This is a genomic window from Massilia sp. (assembly GCF_031995545.1).
In the GTDB taxonomy this organism is placed as follows: Bacteria; Pseudomonadota; Gammaproteobacteria; order Burkholderiales; family Burkholderiaceae_D; genus Telluria.
Genome location: NZ_DAMAGA010000012.1, coordinates 22,946 through 40,868, shown reverse-complemented (window position 1 = coordinate 40,868; position 17,923 = coordinate 22,946). Strand labels below are relative to the sequence as shown.

The window sequence follows — 17,923 nt, the reverse complement described above, 5'->3', positions numbered from 1 at the left end:
CGACCCATGTTACGGGGCGGCGCAAGGCCGCGCTTGATCCGGCGCAAGCGCTCTCGTCCTGCCACGATACCTGCGATAATTTCGCCATGAAGGCACTCACATTCCACGCCGGACCGCTGGCCATGGCCCGCGTCGCCCAGTACGGCCTGCGCGCACGCGACATCGCCATCGTGCCCGGCGCCGCCGGCGGCCCCAAGGGCCTGATCTTCCAGGCGCTCGACAGCTGGATGTTCGGCGAATGGTTCCCGAGCGCGCCGCGCGAGCGCGACCTGATCGGCGCGTCGATCGGCGCCTGGCGCATGGCCGCCGCCTGCCAGAAGGATCCGGCCAGAGCGTTCGCGCTGCTGGGCGAACTGTACGCGGGACAGCGCTATACCAGCCTGAAACCCACGCCGCACGAAATCAACGAGGTGGTGCAGGCGCTGCTGGCCGAGCTGGTGCGCGGACACGAGGACGACATCCTCAACCATCCCCACTACCGGATGCACCTGATCGCCGCGCGCGGCCGTCGTTCGCTGGCGGCGCCCGGTCACCGCAATGCCGAGCTGCGCGGCTTTATTTCGGCGGCCCTGCACAACGCGGCGTCGCGTGCCTGGCTGGCGCGCCTGATGGAGCGGGTCGTGATTGGCGACGTACGCAGTCCGGCCCCATGGCTGCGCCAACCGTTCGACGCCTTCACCACGCACTTCACGCCGCTCACACGCGACAACCTGGCGCCCGGCCTGCTGGCCTCGGGTACGCTGCCGCTGATCATGAAGGCGGTCACCGGCATCGCCGACGCGCCCGAAGGCAGCTACTGGGACGGCGGCATCGTCGACTATCACCTGGCCCTGCCGTATTCGCGGGCCGTGCCGACAGACGAGCAGGAGCAGGGCGAACTGGTGCTGTATCCCCACTTTACCTCGCACATCGTTCCGGGCTGGCTCGACAAGAGTTTCCCCTGGCGGCGCGCATCACGCGGCCCGAATCGCGGCTGGCTCGACAACATGCTCTTGGCGTCGCCGTCGCAAGAATTCCTGCGCACGCTCCCGAACGGCAAGCTGCCCGATCGCAATGATTTCCACTTCTACGGCCTGAACCACGACGAGCGCATCCGCGTCTGGAAACGCGCGATCGCAGAAGGCGAGCGCCTGCGCGACGAGCTGGCCGCCTTCGCCGAGCGTCCCGATCTGGCGTGCATCCTGCCGATCTAGGGACGAAGGCGCAGCGCAAAGCGTTGCACGGCAGCGCGCGCCGCGCCGTTTTTTGCGGCAGGGCGGGGCGTCCGGGGTTACAATGTGGGGTTTGAGAGCGCCCGCCTGGCCGCTCGCGTTTACCGAATCCGAAAGAAATCTCCATGACCCTCAAATGCGGCATCGTCGGCCTGCCAAACGTCGGCAAGTCCACCCTGTTCAATGCGCTGACCAAGGCCGGCATCCCGGCTGAAAACTATCCGTTCTGCACCATCGAGCCGAACGTGGGCGTGGTCGAAGTGCCGGATCCGCGCATCGACGCGCTGAGCGACATCGTCAAGCCGGAGCGCGTGGTCAAGGCCATCGTCGAGTTCGTCGACATCGCGGGCCTGGTGGCCGGCGCCTCGAAGGGCGAGGGCCTAGGCAACCAGTTCCTGTCGCACATCCGCGAAACCGACGCCATCGTCAACGTGGTGCGCTGCTTCGAAGACCCGAACGTGATCCACGTGGCCGGCAAGGTCAGCCCGATCGACGACATCGAAGTCATCCAGACCGAACTGGCGCTGGCCGACATGGGCACCGTCGAGAAAGCCATCCACCGCGAGAACAAGAAAGCGCGCTCGGGCGACAAGGACGCGGCCAAGCTGGTCGCGCTGCTGGAACGCCTGATGCCGCACCTGAACGAAGGCCAGCCGGTGCGCACCCTGGGTCTGGACAAGGAAGAGATGGCGATCATCTATCCGCTGCACCTGATCACCGCCAAGCCGGCGATGTTCGTGGCCAACGTGTCGGATACCGGTTTCACCAATAACCCGCTGCTGGACCAGCTGACCGAGTTCGCCAACAAGCAGAACGCCCCGATCGTGGCCATCAGCGCCGCCATCGAAGCCGAGATCGCCGAGATGGACGACGCCGACAAGGCCGATTTCCTGGGCGACATGGGCATGGACGAGCCGGGCCTGGACCGCCTGATCCGCGCCGCCTTCAAGCTGCTCGGCCTGCAGACCTACTTCACCGCCGGCGTGAAGGAAGTGCGCGCCTGGACCGTGCCGATCGGCGCCACCGCCCCGCAGGCGGCCGGCGTGATCCACACCGACTTCGAGCGCGGCTTCATCCGCGCCCAGACCATTTCGTACGACGACTTCCTGACCTACAAGGGTGAGGCGGGCGCCAAGGAAGCGGGCAAGATGCGCGCCGAAGGCAAGGAATACATCGTCAAGGATGGCGATGTGCTGAACTTCCTGTTCAACGTCTGATTGACCGGGCGCCACGGCGCCCACCCCGCGCAAGCCCTTCCAGCCGGAAGGGCTTGTTGCTTTTTGGCCCTCTGTTTCCCTTGTCATGCAGCAATAAAGCGCTTTCGCCAGCGCGCCGTCGAATCAAATGAGCAATACCGTACCGAACCAGATGGTCCCCCTGCCGTATTGGCGCGCCGCGCTGGCCGAAGTCAGCCTGTTGCATCCCGAAGTGGCGCCGGACAGCCGGCCGATCGCCATCGGACAAACGGAGGGCAACTGGCGCGTCACCCAGGCCGCGCCGGACGTGGCCGGCTGGATCGAAGCGCAGTTCGCCACCAGCAAGCTCGAACGCGGCGGCCGCATTCCCTTCGTGCTGGTGCCGGCGCGCTTGACGCCGATGGCCAGCCACGGCGTCAAGCACGATGGCGCCGAGCTGCACAAGGGCGCGTCGGTGCTGTGCATTCCCTGTTTGCTGGACCGCGAGGGCAGGCTGCAGCCCGATCCCGAGCGCCTGCCGTGGATTCCGCGCGATCTGCTGGAGCCCACGCTGAACCGTACATCGGTCGGCGCATTGGCACACTACGACGAATTCATCGGCAGCCTGCTGCTGCAGCCCGACAGCATGGAGGCGACTCTGCAGCTGGCGGCGCGCCTGTTCGAAGCGGTGACCGGCGCCGGCCTGCCCGCGCTGGCGGCTTTCAGCGAACAATCGCTGCCCGACTTCGCGCTCGACGAACACCACCTGGTGTCGGGTTGGCACGGGATCGCCTACGAGCCGCCGGTGATGGCGCGCCACCTGGTCAAACTGTACGACAGCATCATCAAGGAGCGCCCGCCGACGCCGCTGCTCGACTCGCTGCGCACGATCTCCGATCGTCCGGCACGCGCCCCCTTGAGGCTGCAGGAAGCGGCGCCGCAACACGCCAAGACCTTCGGCCACATGAGCCCTGTGTATCCGCTGTCGCCGTCCCAACGCAACGCGATGGCCGAACTGCAGCTGCTGGGCGAGGGCAAGGTGCTGGCGGTGAACGGTCCGCCCGGCACCGGCAAGACCACGCTGCTGCAAAGCGTGGTGGCCCAGCTGTGGATCGACGCCGCCCTGGCCGGCGCCGAGTGTCCCCTGATCGTGGTCGCATCGACCAACGTGAAAGCCGTCGAGAACGTACTGGACAGCTTTGCCCGCATCGCCGCCGAGACCGGCCACAAGCGCTGGCACCCGTACGCGCGCGGTTTCGGCCTGTTCATGGCGTCCGAATCGCGCCAGAGCGCGCATCCGCTGTGCAGCAACAAGAGCCACCCCTTCGAGGAGTTCGAATCCCCGCAGGGACTGGCTGCCGTCGAACGTTATTACCTCGAGTGCGCGGCGCGCCATTTCCGCCAGCGCAGCGACGGCGTCGGCACCGTGGTGCACGACCTGCACGCCGAGCTGGTCAGCCTGGCCGGCTGGATCGAGATCCTGATGGGGGCGCGCCATGCGCTGTTCCAGGCCCTGGGCGAAGATCCCGACAGCGGCGCGGTGGCGTCGTACGAGGCGAGACAGGCGGCCTGCGACGCCGAACTGGCGCGCTGCAGCGACGCGCTGGCCGCGCTGCGCGCCGCGCTCGACGGGTGCGACACTGCCAGCGCGGAAGCGTTGCGGGTCTATGAAGCGCAGCGCGAAGAGATCGTGCAGGCCGAGAAGAACTGGACCGCCTACCTGGCCGACGCGCCGCTCTGGCTCGACGTGCTGAGCTTCATTCCGCCGCTGCGCCGGCGCCGCCAGGCGCGCGACCGCCAGGCGTTGCTGGGCCATCCACTGACGGCGGACCTGATGCACCGCGCCGACGGCGTGCCCGGCCACTTCCAGATGCTCAAGAAAGAAGCGCTGCAGCAAAAGAACGATGCCGTGGCGAGCCTGGCCACGCAGAAGGTGGCGCTGGCCGACCGGATCGACGAGCAGCGCCGCGCCGTGGCCCAGGCCGAAAAAGAACGTGCGCGCATCCTTGAAGCCTTCGCCGCCTGGCGCGACGTGGCCGGCGACGACGCCGAACTGCTCGACACCAGCCTCGCCAACCTCAACGATTATCTCGACAAGCACCTGCGCGCACGCATGTTCGCGGTGGCCGACTGGTACTGGTCCGGGCAATGGATCCTGGAAGTGCGCAACCGCATTCGCACCGCCGCCAAGGACAGCAAGGGCCGGCGCAAGCTGGAAGGCAAGTACCGCCGCTTCGCCAAGCTGGCGCCGTGCCTGGTGTCGAACTTTCACATGGCGCCGTCGTTCTTCACCGCCTGGGAAGGCGAGGACATGCCGTTCTGGAACACGATCGACCTGCTGGTGGTGGACGAGGCGGGGCAGGTGTCGCCCGACATCGGCGCGCCGATGTTCGCGCTGGCGCGGCGTGCGCTGGTGGTCGGCGACACTTTCCAGATCGAACCGGTGTGGAACAGCGGCGAAGCCACTGACCGCTCCAATGCGGCCAAGTTCGGACTGGCGCAGCATGCCCACGACCCGGCCTACGATCATCTGGACGAGGCCGGCTATACCTCGGCCAGCGGCAACCTGATGCGCATCGCCAACCGTGCCTGCGCGGTGCAGCAGTACGAGGACATGCGAGGCCTGATGCTGACCGAGCACCGCCGCTGCGTGCCGGAGCTGATCGGCTATTGCAACGAGCTGATCTATGGCGGCCGGCTGGAGCCGAAGCGCGCTGCGATTGCGCTTGATCAGCGCATTCTGCCGCCGTTCGAGCTGGTCCACGTCGGCGGCGCCGACAGCCGGCGCGGCGGCAGCCGCTACAACGAAGCCGAAGCCGCGGCCGTCGTCGACTGGCTCGAGGCGCACCGCACGCGCATCGAGCGCCATTACGCGGACGACAACGGCCAGCCGACGCCGCTGTGGAAACTGGTCGGCATCGTGACGCCGTTCGCGGCCCAGGCCGCGGCCATCGAGCGCCGCCTGCGGCGCGAACTGCCCGAGCTGCTGCGCAAGGACAGCCGCCTGACGATCGGCACCGTGCACGCGCTGCAGGGCGCCGAGCGCGCCATCGTGCTGTTCTCGCCGGCTTATGGCGACGGCTTCAACGGCAGCGCCTTCTTCGACCAGAAGCCGAACATGCTCAACGTGGCGGTGTCGCGCGCCAGGGACAGCTTCATCGTCATCGGCAACCGCAAGCTGTTCGATGCGGACAAGCGCCACCTGCCTTCCGGGTTGCTGGGGACCTATTTGTCCGAATCGGACGCGGAAGCGACTGCATCTTGACGCGCCGCCAGTGAATTCCGAAAGAAGAATCAGTCTTCCGGAATTTACTTGGCGCTGCCGATTGCTGCGATACTGATGGCTTTTCCCGGTTTTCGTATCCAGCATGGCCACCATTTCCGAACTCGTCCTGTATCCGATCAAATCCTGCGCCGGCCTGTCGGTGCCTGAAGCCATGCTGTGCATCGATGGCCTGGCGGCGCACGGCATGTACGACCGCGAATGGATGGTGGTCACCCAGGACGGCCTGTTCCTGACCCAGCGCGAACATCCGCGCATGGCCGTGATCGCGCCGCGCATCGACGGCGACACGCTGCTGGTCGAGGCGCCGGGCATGACGCCGCTACGGCTGCCGCTGGCGCACGACGCGGGCGCGGCGTCGCGCGCGGTGCAGATCTGGGACGACCATGTGCTGGCCGCCGATTGCGGCGAGGCGGCGGCGCTCTGGTTTTCCGGCGCTATCGGCACGCCGTGCCGGCTGGTGCGCTTCCGCCCGGACGTGGTGCGCCCGACCAGCACCAAGTGGACCAACGGCATTCCCGCCGCCACGCGCTTCTCGGATGGCTATCCGATCCTGCTGATCGGCCAGTCCTCGCTCGACGACCTGAACACGCGCTTGCTCCGGGCAGGGCGCGCCCCGTTGCCGATGAACCGCTTCCGTCCGAATCTGGTGGTGACGGGCATCGATGCGTTCGAAGAAGATTTCGTCGGCGCATTCGCGGGCGACGGCGTGGCGCTGCATCCGGTCAAGCCGTGCGCGCGCTGCCCGATTCCGTCCATCGACCAGGCCACCGGCATCCCCGGCCCCGACCCGCTCGACATCCTGCAAGCCTACCGCGCCAACGCGCGCATGGACGGCGCCGTCACCGTCGGCATGAACGTGATCGTGGTCGACGGTATCGGCCACACGGTGCGCGTCGGCCAGCAGCTCGATGCCGAGCTCGCCTTCTGAGCCGACAGACGAAATCGCGGGTCAAACGCCGGATACCTGACGCAAACACCGCCACAGTGTAGCGAATCGTCTACGACGATCCGTTTTTCATATCCAAGCAATCCGGGATGGCGTAATGTTACGGTTATTGCTGAAAGGAATGCTTTATGCATGAGCCGAGCGCGTCCGCGCGAGAACTGATGGCGGAAAACGAGACCTTGCGCGCGCGCATGGCGTACCTGCTCGAACAGGCAGAACGCAACCATGAAATCATGTGCCGCCACCAGGCCTTCGACCTGCAGATCGTCGGCGCCGGCAGCTTTCCCGACCTGATCAGCACCATCTTCCGCACGCTGCCGGTGATCTCGGAGCTGGACATCGTGACGCTGTCGCTGGTCGACCCGGACGCCGACATCTATACCGTGATGCACCGCCTGGGCGTGGATTTCGAACAGTTCCCGCACCTGATGTTCTGCGAGCACGCGGTCGAGCTCGGTTTCGACATGTCGCCCGAGCGCCGTCCGCGTCCGCTGCTGGGACCATACGCGCCGGCGCAGCACTGCGCCGCCTTCCCGCATCCGCCGGTCGGCCTGCAGAGCGTGGCGCTGGTGCCCTTGCTGCGCAACACGCGCCTGATCGGCAGCCTGAACCTGGGCAGTGCCGATCCGACCCGCTTCACGCCGCAGCTGGGCACCGACTTCGTCGAGCACATGGGTTCGATCATCGCGATCTGCCTGGAAAATGTGATCAGCAACGAAATGCTGAAGTACATCGGCCTCACCGATTCGCTCACCGGTGTCTACAACCGCCGCTACATGGACCGGCGCCTGCTGGAAGAGATTGCACGCGCGCGGCGCCAGGGCTACCGGCTGTCGTGCATGTACATCGACATCGACCACTTCAAGCGGGTCAACGATACCGTCGGACACCAGGGCGGCGACGACGTGCTGCGCGAAGTGTGCGGGCGCATCAAGGCCGAGCTGCGCATGTCGGACGCGCTGGGGCGCTTCGGTGGCGAGGAATTCGTGGTGCTGCTGATCGACGCCGACCTCGAAAGCGCGAGCACCGTGGCGCAGCGCATCCGCGCCAGCGTGGCGGCGCAGCCGGTCGATCTGAGCTCGGGCGAGCGGGTCGACGTGACCGTGTCGATCGGGGTGGCGGCGCTGGCCATCTCGCAGTTCCCGGCGCAGTCGATCGAAAGCGCGCGCGACATCGCGATCGAAACCGTAGCGCAGGATCTGGTGGCGTCGGCCGACGCGGCGCTGTATCAGGCCAAGGCCGGTGGGCGTAACAAGGTCGTGACGTTCGCCTGATCATGCTCATGCATGAATCGTAGGGTTGGCGGCGAAACGCGGGGCCGCCTAGGCCAACCCTACAGGAGCCGTTCCTCGGCGCGATTGAGCGCCTCGCCATCGCCGCGCAGCACCATCACGTCGCCGGCCAACAAGACCACCTCCGGCTCGAGAGCGATTCCGTGGCCGCCACGCCGCAGCGCTGTCACTTCGGCGCCGATGTCTTCCAGCTGCAACCCCGCCAGCCGCATCCCGACCGCCATCGCCTGCGCATGCAGGCGCACCGAATGCAGCCGCACCTGGCTGTGTTCCAGGTCGCCGCCGATGTCGCTGGCGCCATGGAAGTAGCCGCGCAGCGCCGCATAGCGCTCGTCGCGCGCCGCCTGCACCCGATGCACCACGCGCCGCAGCGGCACGCCCATCGTCACCAGCGCGTGCGAGGCCAGCATCAGGCTGCTCTCGAGCGCTTCCGGCACCACCTCGGTGGCGCCGGCCGCCTTCAGGGCGTCCATGTCGCCGTCGTCGTGGCTGCGCACGATCACCGGCAGGTTCGGCGCCAGCTCGTGCACCAGGTGCAGCACGCGCAGCGCCAGACGGGTGTCGGCGAAGGTGATCACCAGCGCGCTGGCGCGGTTGATGCCGGCCGCGATCAGGCTTTCACGGCGTGCCGCGTCGCCGTACGAGACGCTGGCGCCGGCCGCCTGCGCTTCCTGCACCCGTTCGGGCTCGAGGTCGAGCGCATACCACGACAGCTTTTCCTCGCCCAGCAGCGTGGCCAGGCTTTGCCCGCTGCGCCCGAAGCCGGCGATGATCACGTGCTTCTGGGTCTTCATGGTGCGCGCCGCGATCTGGGTCAGCTGCAGCGACTGCGTCATCCATTCGTTGGCCGCGACCTTCATCGCGATCCGGTCCATGTGGGCGATGATGAACGGCGCCACCATCATCGACAGCACCATCGACGCCAGCACCGGCTGCATCACGAATGGATCCACCAGGCGCGATTCGGCCGCGTGATTGAGCAGCACGAAGCTGAATTCGCCGGCCTGCGCCAGCGCCAGGCCGGTACGCATGGCGGTGCCCGGCGCCGCGCCGAATGCGCGCGCCAGCAGCGCGATCAGGCCGAACTTCAGGCCGATGATCAGCGACAGCAGCAGCAATACCGCCCACCAGTGCGTGAGCACCATGCGCAGATCGAGCAGCATGCCGATGGTGATGAAAAACAGGCCGAGCAGCACGTCGCGGAACGGCTTGATGTCTTCTTCCACCTGGTGTTTATACGGCGTCTCCGAGATCAGCATGCCGGCGACGAATGCCCCCAGCGCCAGCGACAGGCCGGCCTGCTCGGTGATCCAGGCCGCGCCCAGCGTCACCAGGAGCAGGTTGAGCATGAACAGCTCCTGCGAGCGGCGCTTGGCCACCACCGTGAACCAGCGTCCCATCAGCTTCTGGCCGAAGAACAGCAGCAGCGCCAGCACCAGCGCCGCCTTCAGCGCCGCGTACCCCAGCGTGACGGCCAGGTCTTCCGGATCGCGCGCCAGTGCCGGGATCAGGATCAGCAGCGGCACCACCGCCAGGTCCTGAAACAGCAGGATGCCGATGATGCGCCGCCCATGCTCGCTCTCGAGTTCGAGCCGTTCGGTGAGCAGCTTGACCACGATCGCGGTCGAGGACATCGCCAGCGCTCCGCCCAGTGCGAACGCGGCCTGCCAGCCCAGGTGCAGTTGCGGCAGCAGCAAGGCGGCCAGCAGGGCAAGGCCCATGGTTACGACGAGCGTGGATACCACCTGCGCCAGTCCGAGCCCGAATACGATGCGGCGCATCGAGCGTAGCTGGTTGAGGGAGAATTCAAGCCCGATCGAGAACATCAGGAACACCACCCCGAATTCGCCCAGCGCGTGGGTGGTGGGGCTGTCTTCGGCCAGCGCCAGCGCGTGGGGGCCGATCAATACGCCGACGGCCAGGTAGCCGAGCATCGGCGGCAGGTGCAGGGAGCGGAAGGCAACCACGCCGAGGACGGCGCAGCCAAGCAGCAGCAAGGTCAGTTCAAGGCCGGAATGCATTGGGAAAACGAGAGAGAAAGGAAGGCTGGGCGCTTGCCGCGGCAGGGGTGGGCAGGCTCCGGATTGTGGTGTCTGTTGTAGTTTGTTACGACTGGCAAGTTTTTTGCTTTCTCAATTCGTTTATACTTCCAGAATGAGTGTAACCGATCAAAAAACAATGTTGAAAAGTTTTGACGAGACCCAGGCCCGGCGCGTGCTGGAGCTGGGTCGCGAGACCCTGGCGATCGAAGCCGACGCCATTCGCGCGCTGCAGGCGCGCCTGGGCGACGACGACAGTTTCGTGCGCGCCGCGCAGTTGATCTTCGCCTGCACCGGCCGCGTCGTGGTATCCGGCATGGGCAAGTCGGGCCACGTCGGCCGCAAGATTGCCGCCACCCTGGCCTCGACCGGCACCCCGGCCTTCTTCATGCACCCGGGCGAAGCCGCGCACGGCGACCTGGGGATGGTCACGCCGAAAGACGTCCTGATCGCGATCTCCAATTCCGGCGAATCGTCGGAACTGCTCGACATCCTGCCGGCCGTCAAGCGCATGGGCACGCCCGTGATCGCGATGACCGGTAAACCGGCGTCGCGCCTGGCCAGGCTGGCCGAAGTGCACCTGAACATCCACGTCGACAAGGAAGCCTGCCCCCTGAACCTGGCGCCGACCACCAGCACCACCGTGACGCTGGCGATGGGCGACGCGCTGGCGGTGGCGCTGCTGGACGTGCGCGGATTCCGCGAACAGGACTTCGCGCTGTCGCATCCGGGCGGCGCCCTCGGCCGGCGTCTCTTGACCCACGTGCGCGACGTGATGCGCAGTGGCGACGCGATTCCGGCCGTCGGCCCGGACGTGCCGCTGGCGAAAGCGCTGCTCGAAATCAGCCAGAAGGGCATGGGCATGACCGCCATCGTCGACGAAGAACGGCGTCCGATCGGCGTGTTCACCGACGGCGACCTGCGCCGCCTGATCGAACGCATGCACGACTTCTCGAACATCCTGATCCGCGACGTGATGCATGCCAATCCACGCCGCGTGCATCCGGACCAGCTGGCGGTGGACGCCGTCGCCGTGATGGAAGAATTCCGCATCAACCAGATGCTGGTGACCGACGCGGACGATCGCCTGGTGGGCGCGCTGCACATCCACGACCTGACCCGCGCCAAGGTGATCTGATATGAATGCATTCCCAGTACTGGCCCACATGGAACGCGCCGCGCGCGTGAAAGTGATGATCTTCGACGTCGACGGCGTGCTGACCGACGGCAGCCTGACCTATGGTCCGGACGGCGAAGTCACCAAGACCTTCAACGTGCTCGATGGCCTCGGCATCCAGCTGCTCAACAAGACCGGCGTACAGACCGCGATCATCAGTGCGCGCCAGTCGCCGATCGTGGTCAAGCGCGCCGCCGACCTGGGCATCTCGCACGTCTACCAGGGCATCCACGACAAGCGCGTCGGCTTCGCCAAATTGTTGGAAGCTACCGGCGTCACCGCCGAGGAATGCGGCTACATCGGCGACGACGTGATCGACCTGCCGCTGTTGATGCGGGTCGGCTTCGCGGTCGCGGTGCCGTCCGGCCACCCGGAAGTGCAGCACCGCGCGCACTACGTGACCAAGAACGGCGGCGGCCGTGGAGCGGTGCGCGAAGTGTGCGACCTGGTGATGCGCGCCCAGGGCAACTACGAACAGGCGCTCGCGCCGTACTTCGCGTAAGGGCAAGCGATGGCCACCCATATCGTCAACAAGCGCACCGCGCACCGCTGGAACCTGCTGGCGATGATCGTGCTTGGCGTCTTCTTCGCCTTCGGCAGCTTCTGGCTGCTGCAGCTGATGCAGGCGTCGGACCCGGACGCGCAGCTGGGCGGCCCGCCGAATGAACCCGATTACATCGTCGAGAATTTCTCCTTCGTGCGCATGACCGAAAACGGCCAGCCGAGCTATGTGCTGTCGGGTAAACGCCTGGAGCACATCCCGGAAGGCGACGTCTCGAACGTCGACGCGCCCCTGCTGCGCGGCGTCGAACCGGGCCGCCCGCCGATGACCGTCAACGCGAAAAGCGCGCGCATCCATCACCAGGAGCACCGCGTCGAACTGATGGGCGACGTCGACCTGCAGCGCCCCAAGACCGCCGCCAGCGAAGCGCTGCACGTGCGCACCCAGGCGCTGACCGTGCTGCCCGACGAAGAAATCTTGAAGACCGACCAGCCGATCGACATGCAGCTCGGCGCCTCCAGCGTGAAAGGCACCGGCATGGTCGCCAACAACGCGACCCAGAAGCTGCACCTTTCCAGCCGCGGCCAGATCGTCTATCCGCCACGCCCGCGCTGAACGCTCGAGCATCGAGCCAGCCCCGCGTGCTAACCCAGGACCAGCATCCACCATGAAAAAAATCTTTGCTGCCGTACTCCTTTCCCTGCTGTCGCTGACGGCATCGGCCGAACGCGCCGATTCGCTCAAGCAGGCGGTGGTCGAATACGACACCCTCGACGTCGATGAAGTCAGCGGCACCCGCATCCTGACCGGCAACGTGATCCTGACCCGCGGCACCCTGGTGCTCAAGGCCGACCGCGCCCTGCTCAAGGAAACCCCGGAGGGCTACATGAGCGTGACCCTGACCGCCAACGCCGGCAAGCTGACCAACTTCCGCCAGAAGCGCGACGGCGGCCCCGATCTGTGGATCGAAGGCCAGGCCGAGCGCATCGAATACGACGAGCGTTCCGAGCTGGTGCGCCTGTATTCGAATGCCCTGGTCAAGGAACTCGAAGGCAGCCGCATGACCAACCAGATCACCGGCCCCTTCATCTCCTACGACAACCGGCGCGAAGTGGCCGCCGTGCGTAATGACGCCAGCGGCCAGAGCAAGGTTGGCGGCGGCCGCGGTACCCTGATCCTGTCGCCCAAGCGCACAGCCACCGGAAGCCCTGCAGGGAGTGCTCAATGACGGTATTGCATAGCGACGCGGGCGGCAGCAGCACCCTGATCGTCAAGGGCCTGCAAAAGAGCTACGGCAAGCGGCTGGTCGTGCGCGACGTGTCGCTGCAGGTCGAATGCGGCGAAGTGGTGGGCCTGCTGGGCCCCAACGGCGCCGGCAAGACCACCTCGTTCTACATGATCGTCGGCCTGGTGCCGTCGGATGCCGGCACCATCGACATCAACGGCACCGACATCTCGAGCCTGCCGATCCACCGCCGCGCGGTGCTGGGCCTGTCGTACCTGCCGCAGGAAGCCTCGGTGTTTCGCAAGCTGACGGTGGAAGAAAACATCCGCGCCGTGCTCGAACTGCAGAAGGACAACGGCAAGAGCCTCACCAAGGACCAGATCAACGAACGCCTCGACACCCTGCTGGCCGACCTGCAGATCGAGAAGCTGCGCGAGAACCCGGCGCTGTCGCTGTCGGGCGGTGAGCGCCGCCGCGTCGAGATCGCGCGCGCGCTGGCGACCAATCCGCGCTTCGTGCTGCTGGACGAACCGTTCGCCGGCGTCGATCCGATCGCGGTGATCGAGATCCAGCGCATCGTGCGCTTCCTGAAGGAGCGCAAGATCGGCGTCCTGATCACCGACCACAACGTGCGCGAGACGCTCGGCATCTGCGACCGCGCCTACATCATCAACCAGGGCGCGGTGCTGGCATCGGGCCGCCCTGACGACATCATCGCGGACGAATCGGTGCGGCGCGTGTACCTGGGCGAACACTTCCGGATGTAATCGATCAGCGCGCAATGAAACAGTCCCTGCAACTCCGCACTTCGCAGCACCTGGCGCTGACGCCGCAACTGCAGCAGTCGATCCGATTGCTGCAGTTGTCGACGCTCGAACTGCACCAGGAGATCGAGCAGATACTGAGCGATAACCCCTTGCTGGAACGGCTCGACGACCCGCTCGACCGCTCAGTGCGACTGCTGGCCGACGGCGCCATCAACAGTGCGCCGGCGAACGGCGAAGCGCCGCCGGCCCCCGGCCAGCAAACCGCCGAAGGCGAGGGCGCCGGCACAACGCCGGAAGCCGACGGCTTCGATGGGGAGCATGAACGCGGCGATAGCGACATCGACTGGAACAGCGCCGGCCCTGCCTCCGGCAGCGACGACGAAGACGGCCGCCCGCAGCTGGAAGCGGGCGCCATCTCGCTGCGCGAGCACCTGATGGAACAGGTACGCGCCACCAGCCTGGCCATGCGCGACCGCGCGCTGGCCGAACTGGTGATCGACGCGCTCGACGACAACGGCTATCTGGAAGAGCCGCTCGACGACATCCATGCACGGCTGCCGGAAGAACTCGAGATCGAGATGGACGAGCTGCGCTGCGCGCTGGCGCTGGTGCAGAGCATGGACCCGATCGGCGTGGGCGCGCGCAGCGCGGCCGAGTGCCTGGCGCTGCAGATCCGGCGCATGCCGGGCGTGCCGCTGGTGACGCGGCGCCTGGCCTTGAGGATCGTCGAAGGTTACCTGAGCTGGTTCGCGCAGCGCGAATACAGCAAGCTGAAAAAGGCGCTCGACTGCGACGACGACGACCTGCGCGAGGTGCAGGCGGTGGTCCGCCAGTGCAATCCGCATCCGGGCGCGCCGTTCGCCTCGAACGTGTCCGACTACGTGGTGCCGGACGTGATCGTGCGCCGTGCCAAGAACGGCTGGGCGGTGACGCTGAACCCGGACGTAATGCCGCGATTGCGTGTAAACAGTTTATACGCAAGCTTGCTCAAGCAAGGAAAGAGCGAGAGCCAGATGGGTGCGCAGCTGCAGGAAGCCAAGTGGCTGATCAAGAATATGCGCCAGCGTTTCGACACGATTCTGCGTGTCGCCGAGGCCATCGTCGAGCGTCAGCGCAACTTTTTTTCGCACGGCGCGGTTGCCATGCGGCCCCTTGTTTTACGCGAGATAGCTGATACACTAGGCCTACACGAGAGCACAATTTCTCGTGTCACAACGCAGAAATACATGCTGACCCCGCACGGCATGTTTGAGCTGAAATATTTCTTCGGAAGCCATGTCGCCACCGAAGCGGGGGGAGAAGCATCCTCGACGGCGATACGCGCGCTCATCGCGCAATTGACAGGAGCAGAAGACCCTAGGAACCCATTATCCGACAGCAAGATCGCGGAGATGCTCGGGGAACAAGGCATGGTCATTGCGCGCAGGACGGTCGCCAAATACCGCGAAGCGCTCAAGATTCCTCCGGTCAGTCTCCGCAAAGCCTTGTAACGGCGCCGTTCACACCCACGTGCTTGTCAAGCCGGTGTGATTCCACGCGGCGCCACATCTTCAAAGGAGTGTGTATGAACCTCACAATCAGCGGTCACCATCTCGAAGTTACCCCAGCGATCCGTGAATACGTTCAGAATAAGCTCGAGCGCATTATTCGCCATTTCGACCAGGTCATCGACACGCATGTGTTCCTGGCCGTCGATAACCTCACTGAAAAAGAAAAAAGGCAGAAAGCTGAAATCAATGTCCAGGTGTCTGGCAAGACCCTGCACGTGGCCAGCGTCGCGCAAGACCTGTACGCCGCGATCGACACCCTGATGGATAAACTGGATAGACAGATCCTGAAGCACAAGCAGATGCTGCAGGACCATAGTCGTACGGCGATCAAACGCCTGCCGGAAAACGGCGACGCCATTGAGGTCTGATTGCCGGGCAATCTGACGTAATGGCAGCATAGCTAAGGGCGTCCAATGGGACGCCCTTTTTGCATCCAGTCCCTTCGTTTTCGTGCGCCTCCACGTTCGGTAGAATGCATGCTTTCTTGATCTGGAAAGTACCATGACCGACCACGTCCTGACCCACGTCGCCAACGGCACCGGCATCATCACCCTCGATCGTCCCAAGGCCCTGAATTCGCTGTCGCTCGAGATGGTGCGCGCGCTCGCCGCCATCCTGCGCGACTGGCAGGACGATGCGTCGGTGGCGGCTGTAGTGCTCAGGAGCAGCAGCGAGAAAGCGCTGTGCGCCGGCGGCGACATCCGCTTCTTTTACGACGTCGGCCATGGCGGCCTGCAGGGCGGCAGCGCGCTGCTGGAAGATTTCTTTACCGAAGAATACGCGCTGAATCACCTGATCCATTTTTATCCGAAGCCGTACATCGCGCTGATGGATGGGGTGGTGATGGGCGGCGGCATGGGCATCGCCCAGGGAGGTCCCGACTGCGGCCTGCGCATCGTGACCGAGCGCACGAAAATGGCGATGCCGGAAGTGAACATCGGCTTGTTCCCGGACGTGGGCGGCAGCCATTTCCTGTCGCATGCGCCGGGCCAGCTGGGCATGTATCTCGGCTTGACCGGGCTGACGATCGGCGCCGCCGATGCGCTGTACATCGGCCTGGCGGACGTGTTCGTCCCCGCCGAGCAGATGCCGGCGCTGCAGGCGCTGATCGCGGCCACGCCGGGCGATGCGTTGCCTGCCGCGATCCGCACGTTCGCCGCGCCATTCTCGGAGCAAGCCGGCGCCGCCGAATTGGAGGCGCAGCGCGCATTGATCGATACCCACTTCGGCGCACCGTCGGTGGCGGCAATCATGGCCTCGCTCGAAGGCGACGAGACGCCATTCGCGCAGCGGGCACTCAAGGCGATGCGCCAGCGCTCGCCGCTGCTGATGTGCGTGACCCACGAACTGTTGCAGCGCGGTGCGGCGCTCGGCGTGGCCGATTGCCTGCGCCTGGAGCGCTCGCTGGTGCGCCGCAATTTCGAACACGGCGAAGTGCTGGAAGGCGTGCGCGCGCTGGTGATCGACAAGGACAACCTGCCGCAATGGAATCCGCCGACGCTGGAGCAGGTGACGCCGCAGATGGTGGCGCGCTTCTTCGAACCGGTGTGGCCGGACACCGCGCATCCGCTCAGGCAGCTGGCATAAAGTTGTCCATGCATATCCATTTTCGCGTGACTTGCGCCGGATAGGGTGTGAGCATCGGTCCTTCATGACTTCACGAGGACCCGAGCGATGCGCCTGCTTCCACTACTGGTTTCGATCACCCTGTGCAGCGCCGCCATGGCGCAGGAATACCGGCCCGACTTCGATCCATCGCGCTTGAAAGGGCCGGCCGCGGGCGGCGCCGGCGAAGTGCTGGTGCTGGGCTCGGCCCATCTGTCGCAATTGTCGAAGGAGGTTCAGCAGGCGGCCCTGCAACCCGTGATCGAGCGGCTGGCGCGCTGGCAACCGCATGCGATCGCGATCGAATCGCTGTCCGGCGTGCAATGCGACTTCATGCGCCGCAATCCGCGCCGCTACAAGGACAGCCTCGATCCCTACTGCCACGATACGACGGCGGCCCGCACTGCCACCGGCCTCGACGTGATGGAGGCGACCACGCAAGCCGAGACGCTGCTGGCTTCCATGCCGCAGTCGCCCGGCGCCGCGCAGCGCCGCCGCCTGGCCGCCGTGTTCCTGGCGGGCGGCGAACGGGGTTCGGCCCTGGTGCAATGGCTGCGCCTGCCGGCCGGCGAACGGCGCGCCGGCGACGGTCTGGACGCCGCCCTGGTCGCTCAGTTGCAGGCGCTGGAGACGCGCCGCGACGAAAGCCTGATGATCGGCGCACGCCTGGCCGCCCGGCTCGGTCACGAACGTCTGGTCCCGATGGACGACCATACCGCCGACAGTGCGGTGGACGACCGCAAGGCCTATGGCGATGCGTTGTCGAAAGCCTGGGACAACCCGGCAACCAAGCAGCGCTTCGATACCGACAAGGTACAGAATGCGCGGCTCGACAGCCCCGAAGGCGTGCTGGAAATGTATCGCGAGGACAATGCACCCGGCCAGGGAGAGCTCATCTTCCGCAGCGACTTCGGCGCCGCCATGAACGAGCCGTCACCGCAGCGTTTCGGACGCAGCTATCTGCGCTACTGGGAAACGCGCAACCTGCGCATGGCGGCGAACATCCGCGAGGCGATCGGCACGCGGCCCGGCGAACGCATGCTGGTGATCGTCGGCGCGTCGCACAAGGGATATCTGGAAAGCTACCTGCACCAGATGCACGACGTAAAGGTGGTGGATGCGGCGGCCGTGCTGCGCTGAACGCCGCC

Annotated in this window: 15 protein-coding genes; 14 read left to right on the top strand and 1 reads right to left on the bottom strand. The window is 65.9% G+C overall.

Annotated features, from left to right (window positions below; genetic code table 11):
* The first annotated feature begins 86 nt into the window (after window positions 1–86).
* From RTQ83_RS11075 to RTQ83_RS11055, 5 genes are all read left to right on the top strand, one after another.
* Window positions 87–1,193: a patatin-like phospholipase family protein gene (locus RTQ83_RS11075; protein WP_312514333.1), complete on the top strand. Its 1,107-nt coding sequence runs from the start codon at window positions 87–89 to the stop codon at window positions 1,191–1,193.
* Window positions 1,194–1,336: 143 nt separating this feature from the next.
* Complete coding sequence (ychF, locus tag RTQ83_RS11070; RefSeq protein WP_312514331.1) at window positions 1,337–2,428, top strand: redox-regulated ATPase YchF; 1,092 nt, start codon at window positions 1,337–1,339, stop codon at window positions 2,426–2,428.
* A gap of 127 nt (window positions 2,429–2,555) precedes the next feature.
* Window positions 2,556–5,651, top strand: a complete 3,096-nt coding sequence (locus tag RTQ83_RS11065) for a DEAD/DEAH box helicase (RefSeq protein ID WP_312514329.1) — start codon at window positions 2,556–2,558, stop codon at window positions 5,649–5,651.
* 103 nt (window positions 5,652–5,754) lie between these two features.
* On the top strand, window positions 5,755–6,600 hold the full coding sequence (locus RTQ83_RS11060; protein WP_312514327.1) for an MOSC N-terminal beta barrel domain-containing protein: 846 nt from the start codon (window positions 5,755–5,757) through the stop codon (window positions 6,598–6,600).
* Between the two features lie 146 nt (window positions 6,601–6,746).
* Complete coding sequence (locus RTQ83_RS11055; protein ID WP_312514325.1) at window positions 6,747–7,892, top strand: sensor domain-containing diguanylate cyclase; 1,146 nt, start codon at window positions 6,747–6,749, stop codon at window positions 7,890–7,892.
* A gap of 59 nt (window positions 7,893–7,951) precedes the next feature.
* On the opposite strand, the gene RTQ83_RS11050 is transcribed toward RTQ83_RS11055, so the two are convergent.
* Complete coding sequence (locus RTQ83_RS11050; protein WP_312514323.1) at window positions 7,952–9,931, bottom strand: cation:proton antiporter; 1,980 nt, start codon at window positions 9,929–9,931, stop codon at window positions 7,952–7,954.
* A gap of 133 nt (window positions 9,932–10,064) precedes the next feature.
* Here RTQ83_RS11050 and RTQ83_RS11045 point away from each other — a divergent pair, with 133 nt between their 5' ends.
* The 9 genes from RTQ83_RS11045 (at window position 10,065) to RTQ83_RS11005 (ending at window position 17,915) form a co-directional block, all read left to right on the top strand.
* Complete coding sequence (locus RTQ83_RS11045) at window positions 10,065–11,087, top strand: KpsF/GutQ family sugar-phosphate isomerase (protein ID WP_312514321.1); 1,023 nt, start codon at window positions 10,065–10,067, stop codon at window positions 11,085–11,087.
* 1 nt (window position 11,088) lies between these two features.
* A complete protein-coding gene (locus RTQ83_RS11040) occupies window positions 11,089–11,628 on the top strand; it encodes an HAD family hydrolase (protein WP_312514319.1) in 540 nt (179 codons plus the stop codon).
* Between the two features lie 9 nt (window positions 11,629–11,637).
* Window positions 11,638–12,243 (top strand): LPS export ABC transporter periplasmic protein LptC, encoded by a 606-nt coding sequence (lptC, locus tag RTQ83_RS11035; protein WP_312514317.1) that lies wholly within the window; start codon window positions 11,638–11,640, stop codon window positions 12,241–12,243.
* Between the two features lie 52 nt (window positions 12,244–12,295).
* On the top strand, window positions 12,296–12,856 hold the full coding sequence (gene lptA, locus RTQ83_RS11030; protein ID WP_312514315.1) for a lipopolysaccharide transport periplasmic protein LptA: 561 nt from the start codon (window positions 12,296–12,298) through the stop codon (window positions 12,854–12,856).
* Window positions 12,853–13,620: an LPS export ABC transporter ATP-binding protein gene (gene lptB, locus RTQ83_RS11025; protein ID WP_312514313.1), complete on the top strand. Its 768-nt coding sequence runs from the start codon at window positions 12,853–12,855 to the stop codon at window positions 13,618–13,620. Before lptA ends, lptB begins: the two co-directional genes overlap by 4 nt.
* 14 nt (window positions 13,621–13,634) lie before the next feature.
* Complete coding sequence (locus RTQ83_RS11020; RefSeq protein ID WP_312514312.1) at window positions 13,635–15,110, top strand: RNA polymerase factor sigma-54; 1,476 nt, start codon at window positions 13,635–13,637, stop codon at window positions 15,108–15,110.
* A gap of 74 nt (window positions 15,111–15,184) precedes the next feature.
* The gene (gene hpf, locus RTQ83_RS11015) at window positions 15,185–15,538 is read left to right on the top strand and encodes a ribosome hibernation-promoting factor, HPF/YfiA family (RefSeq protein ID WP_312514310.1); all 354 of its coding nucleotides are present in this window, start codon (window positions 15,185–15,187) and stop codon (window positions 15,536–15,538) included.
* A 133-nt stretch (window positions 15,539–15,671) separates the two neighbouring features.
* Window positions 15,672–16,757 carry an enoyl-CoA hydratase/isomerase family protein gene (locus RTQ83_RS11010; protein WP_312514308.1) on the top strand — a complete coding sequence of 362 codons (1,086 nt, stop codon included), beginning with the start codon at window positions 15,672–15,674 and terminating at the stop codon, window positions 16,755–16,757.
* A gap of 87 nt (window positions 16,758–16,844) precedes the next feature.
* A complete protein-coding gene (locus RTQ83_RS11005) occupies window positions 16,845–17,915 on the top strand; it encodes a DUF5694 domain-containing protein (protein WP_312514307.1) in 1,071 nt (356 codons plus the stop codon).
* Window positions 17,916–17,923 lie beyond the last annotated feature (8 nt).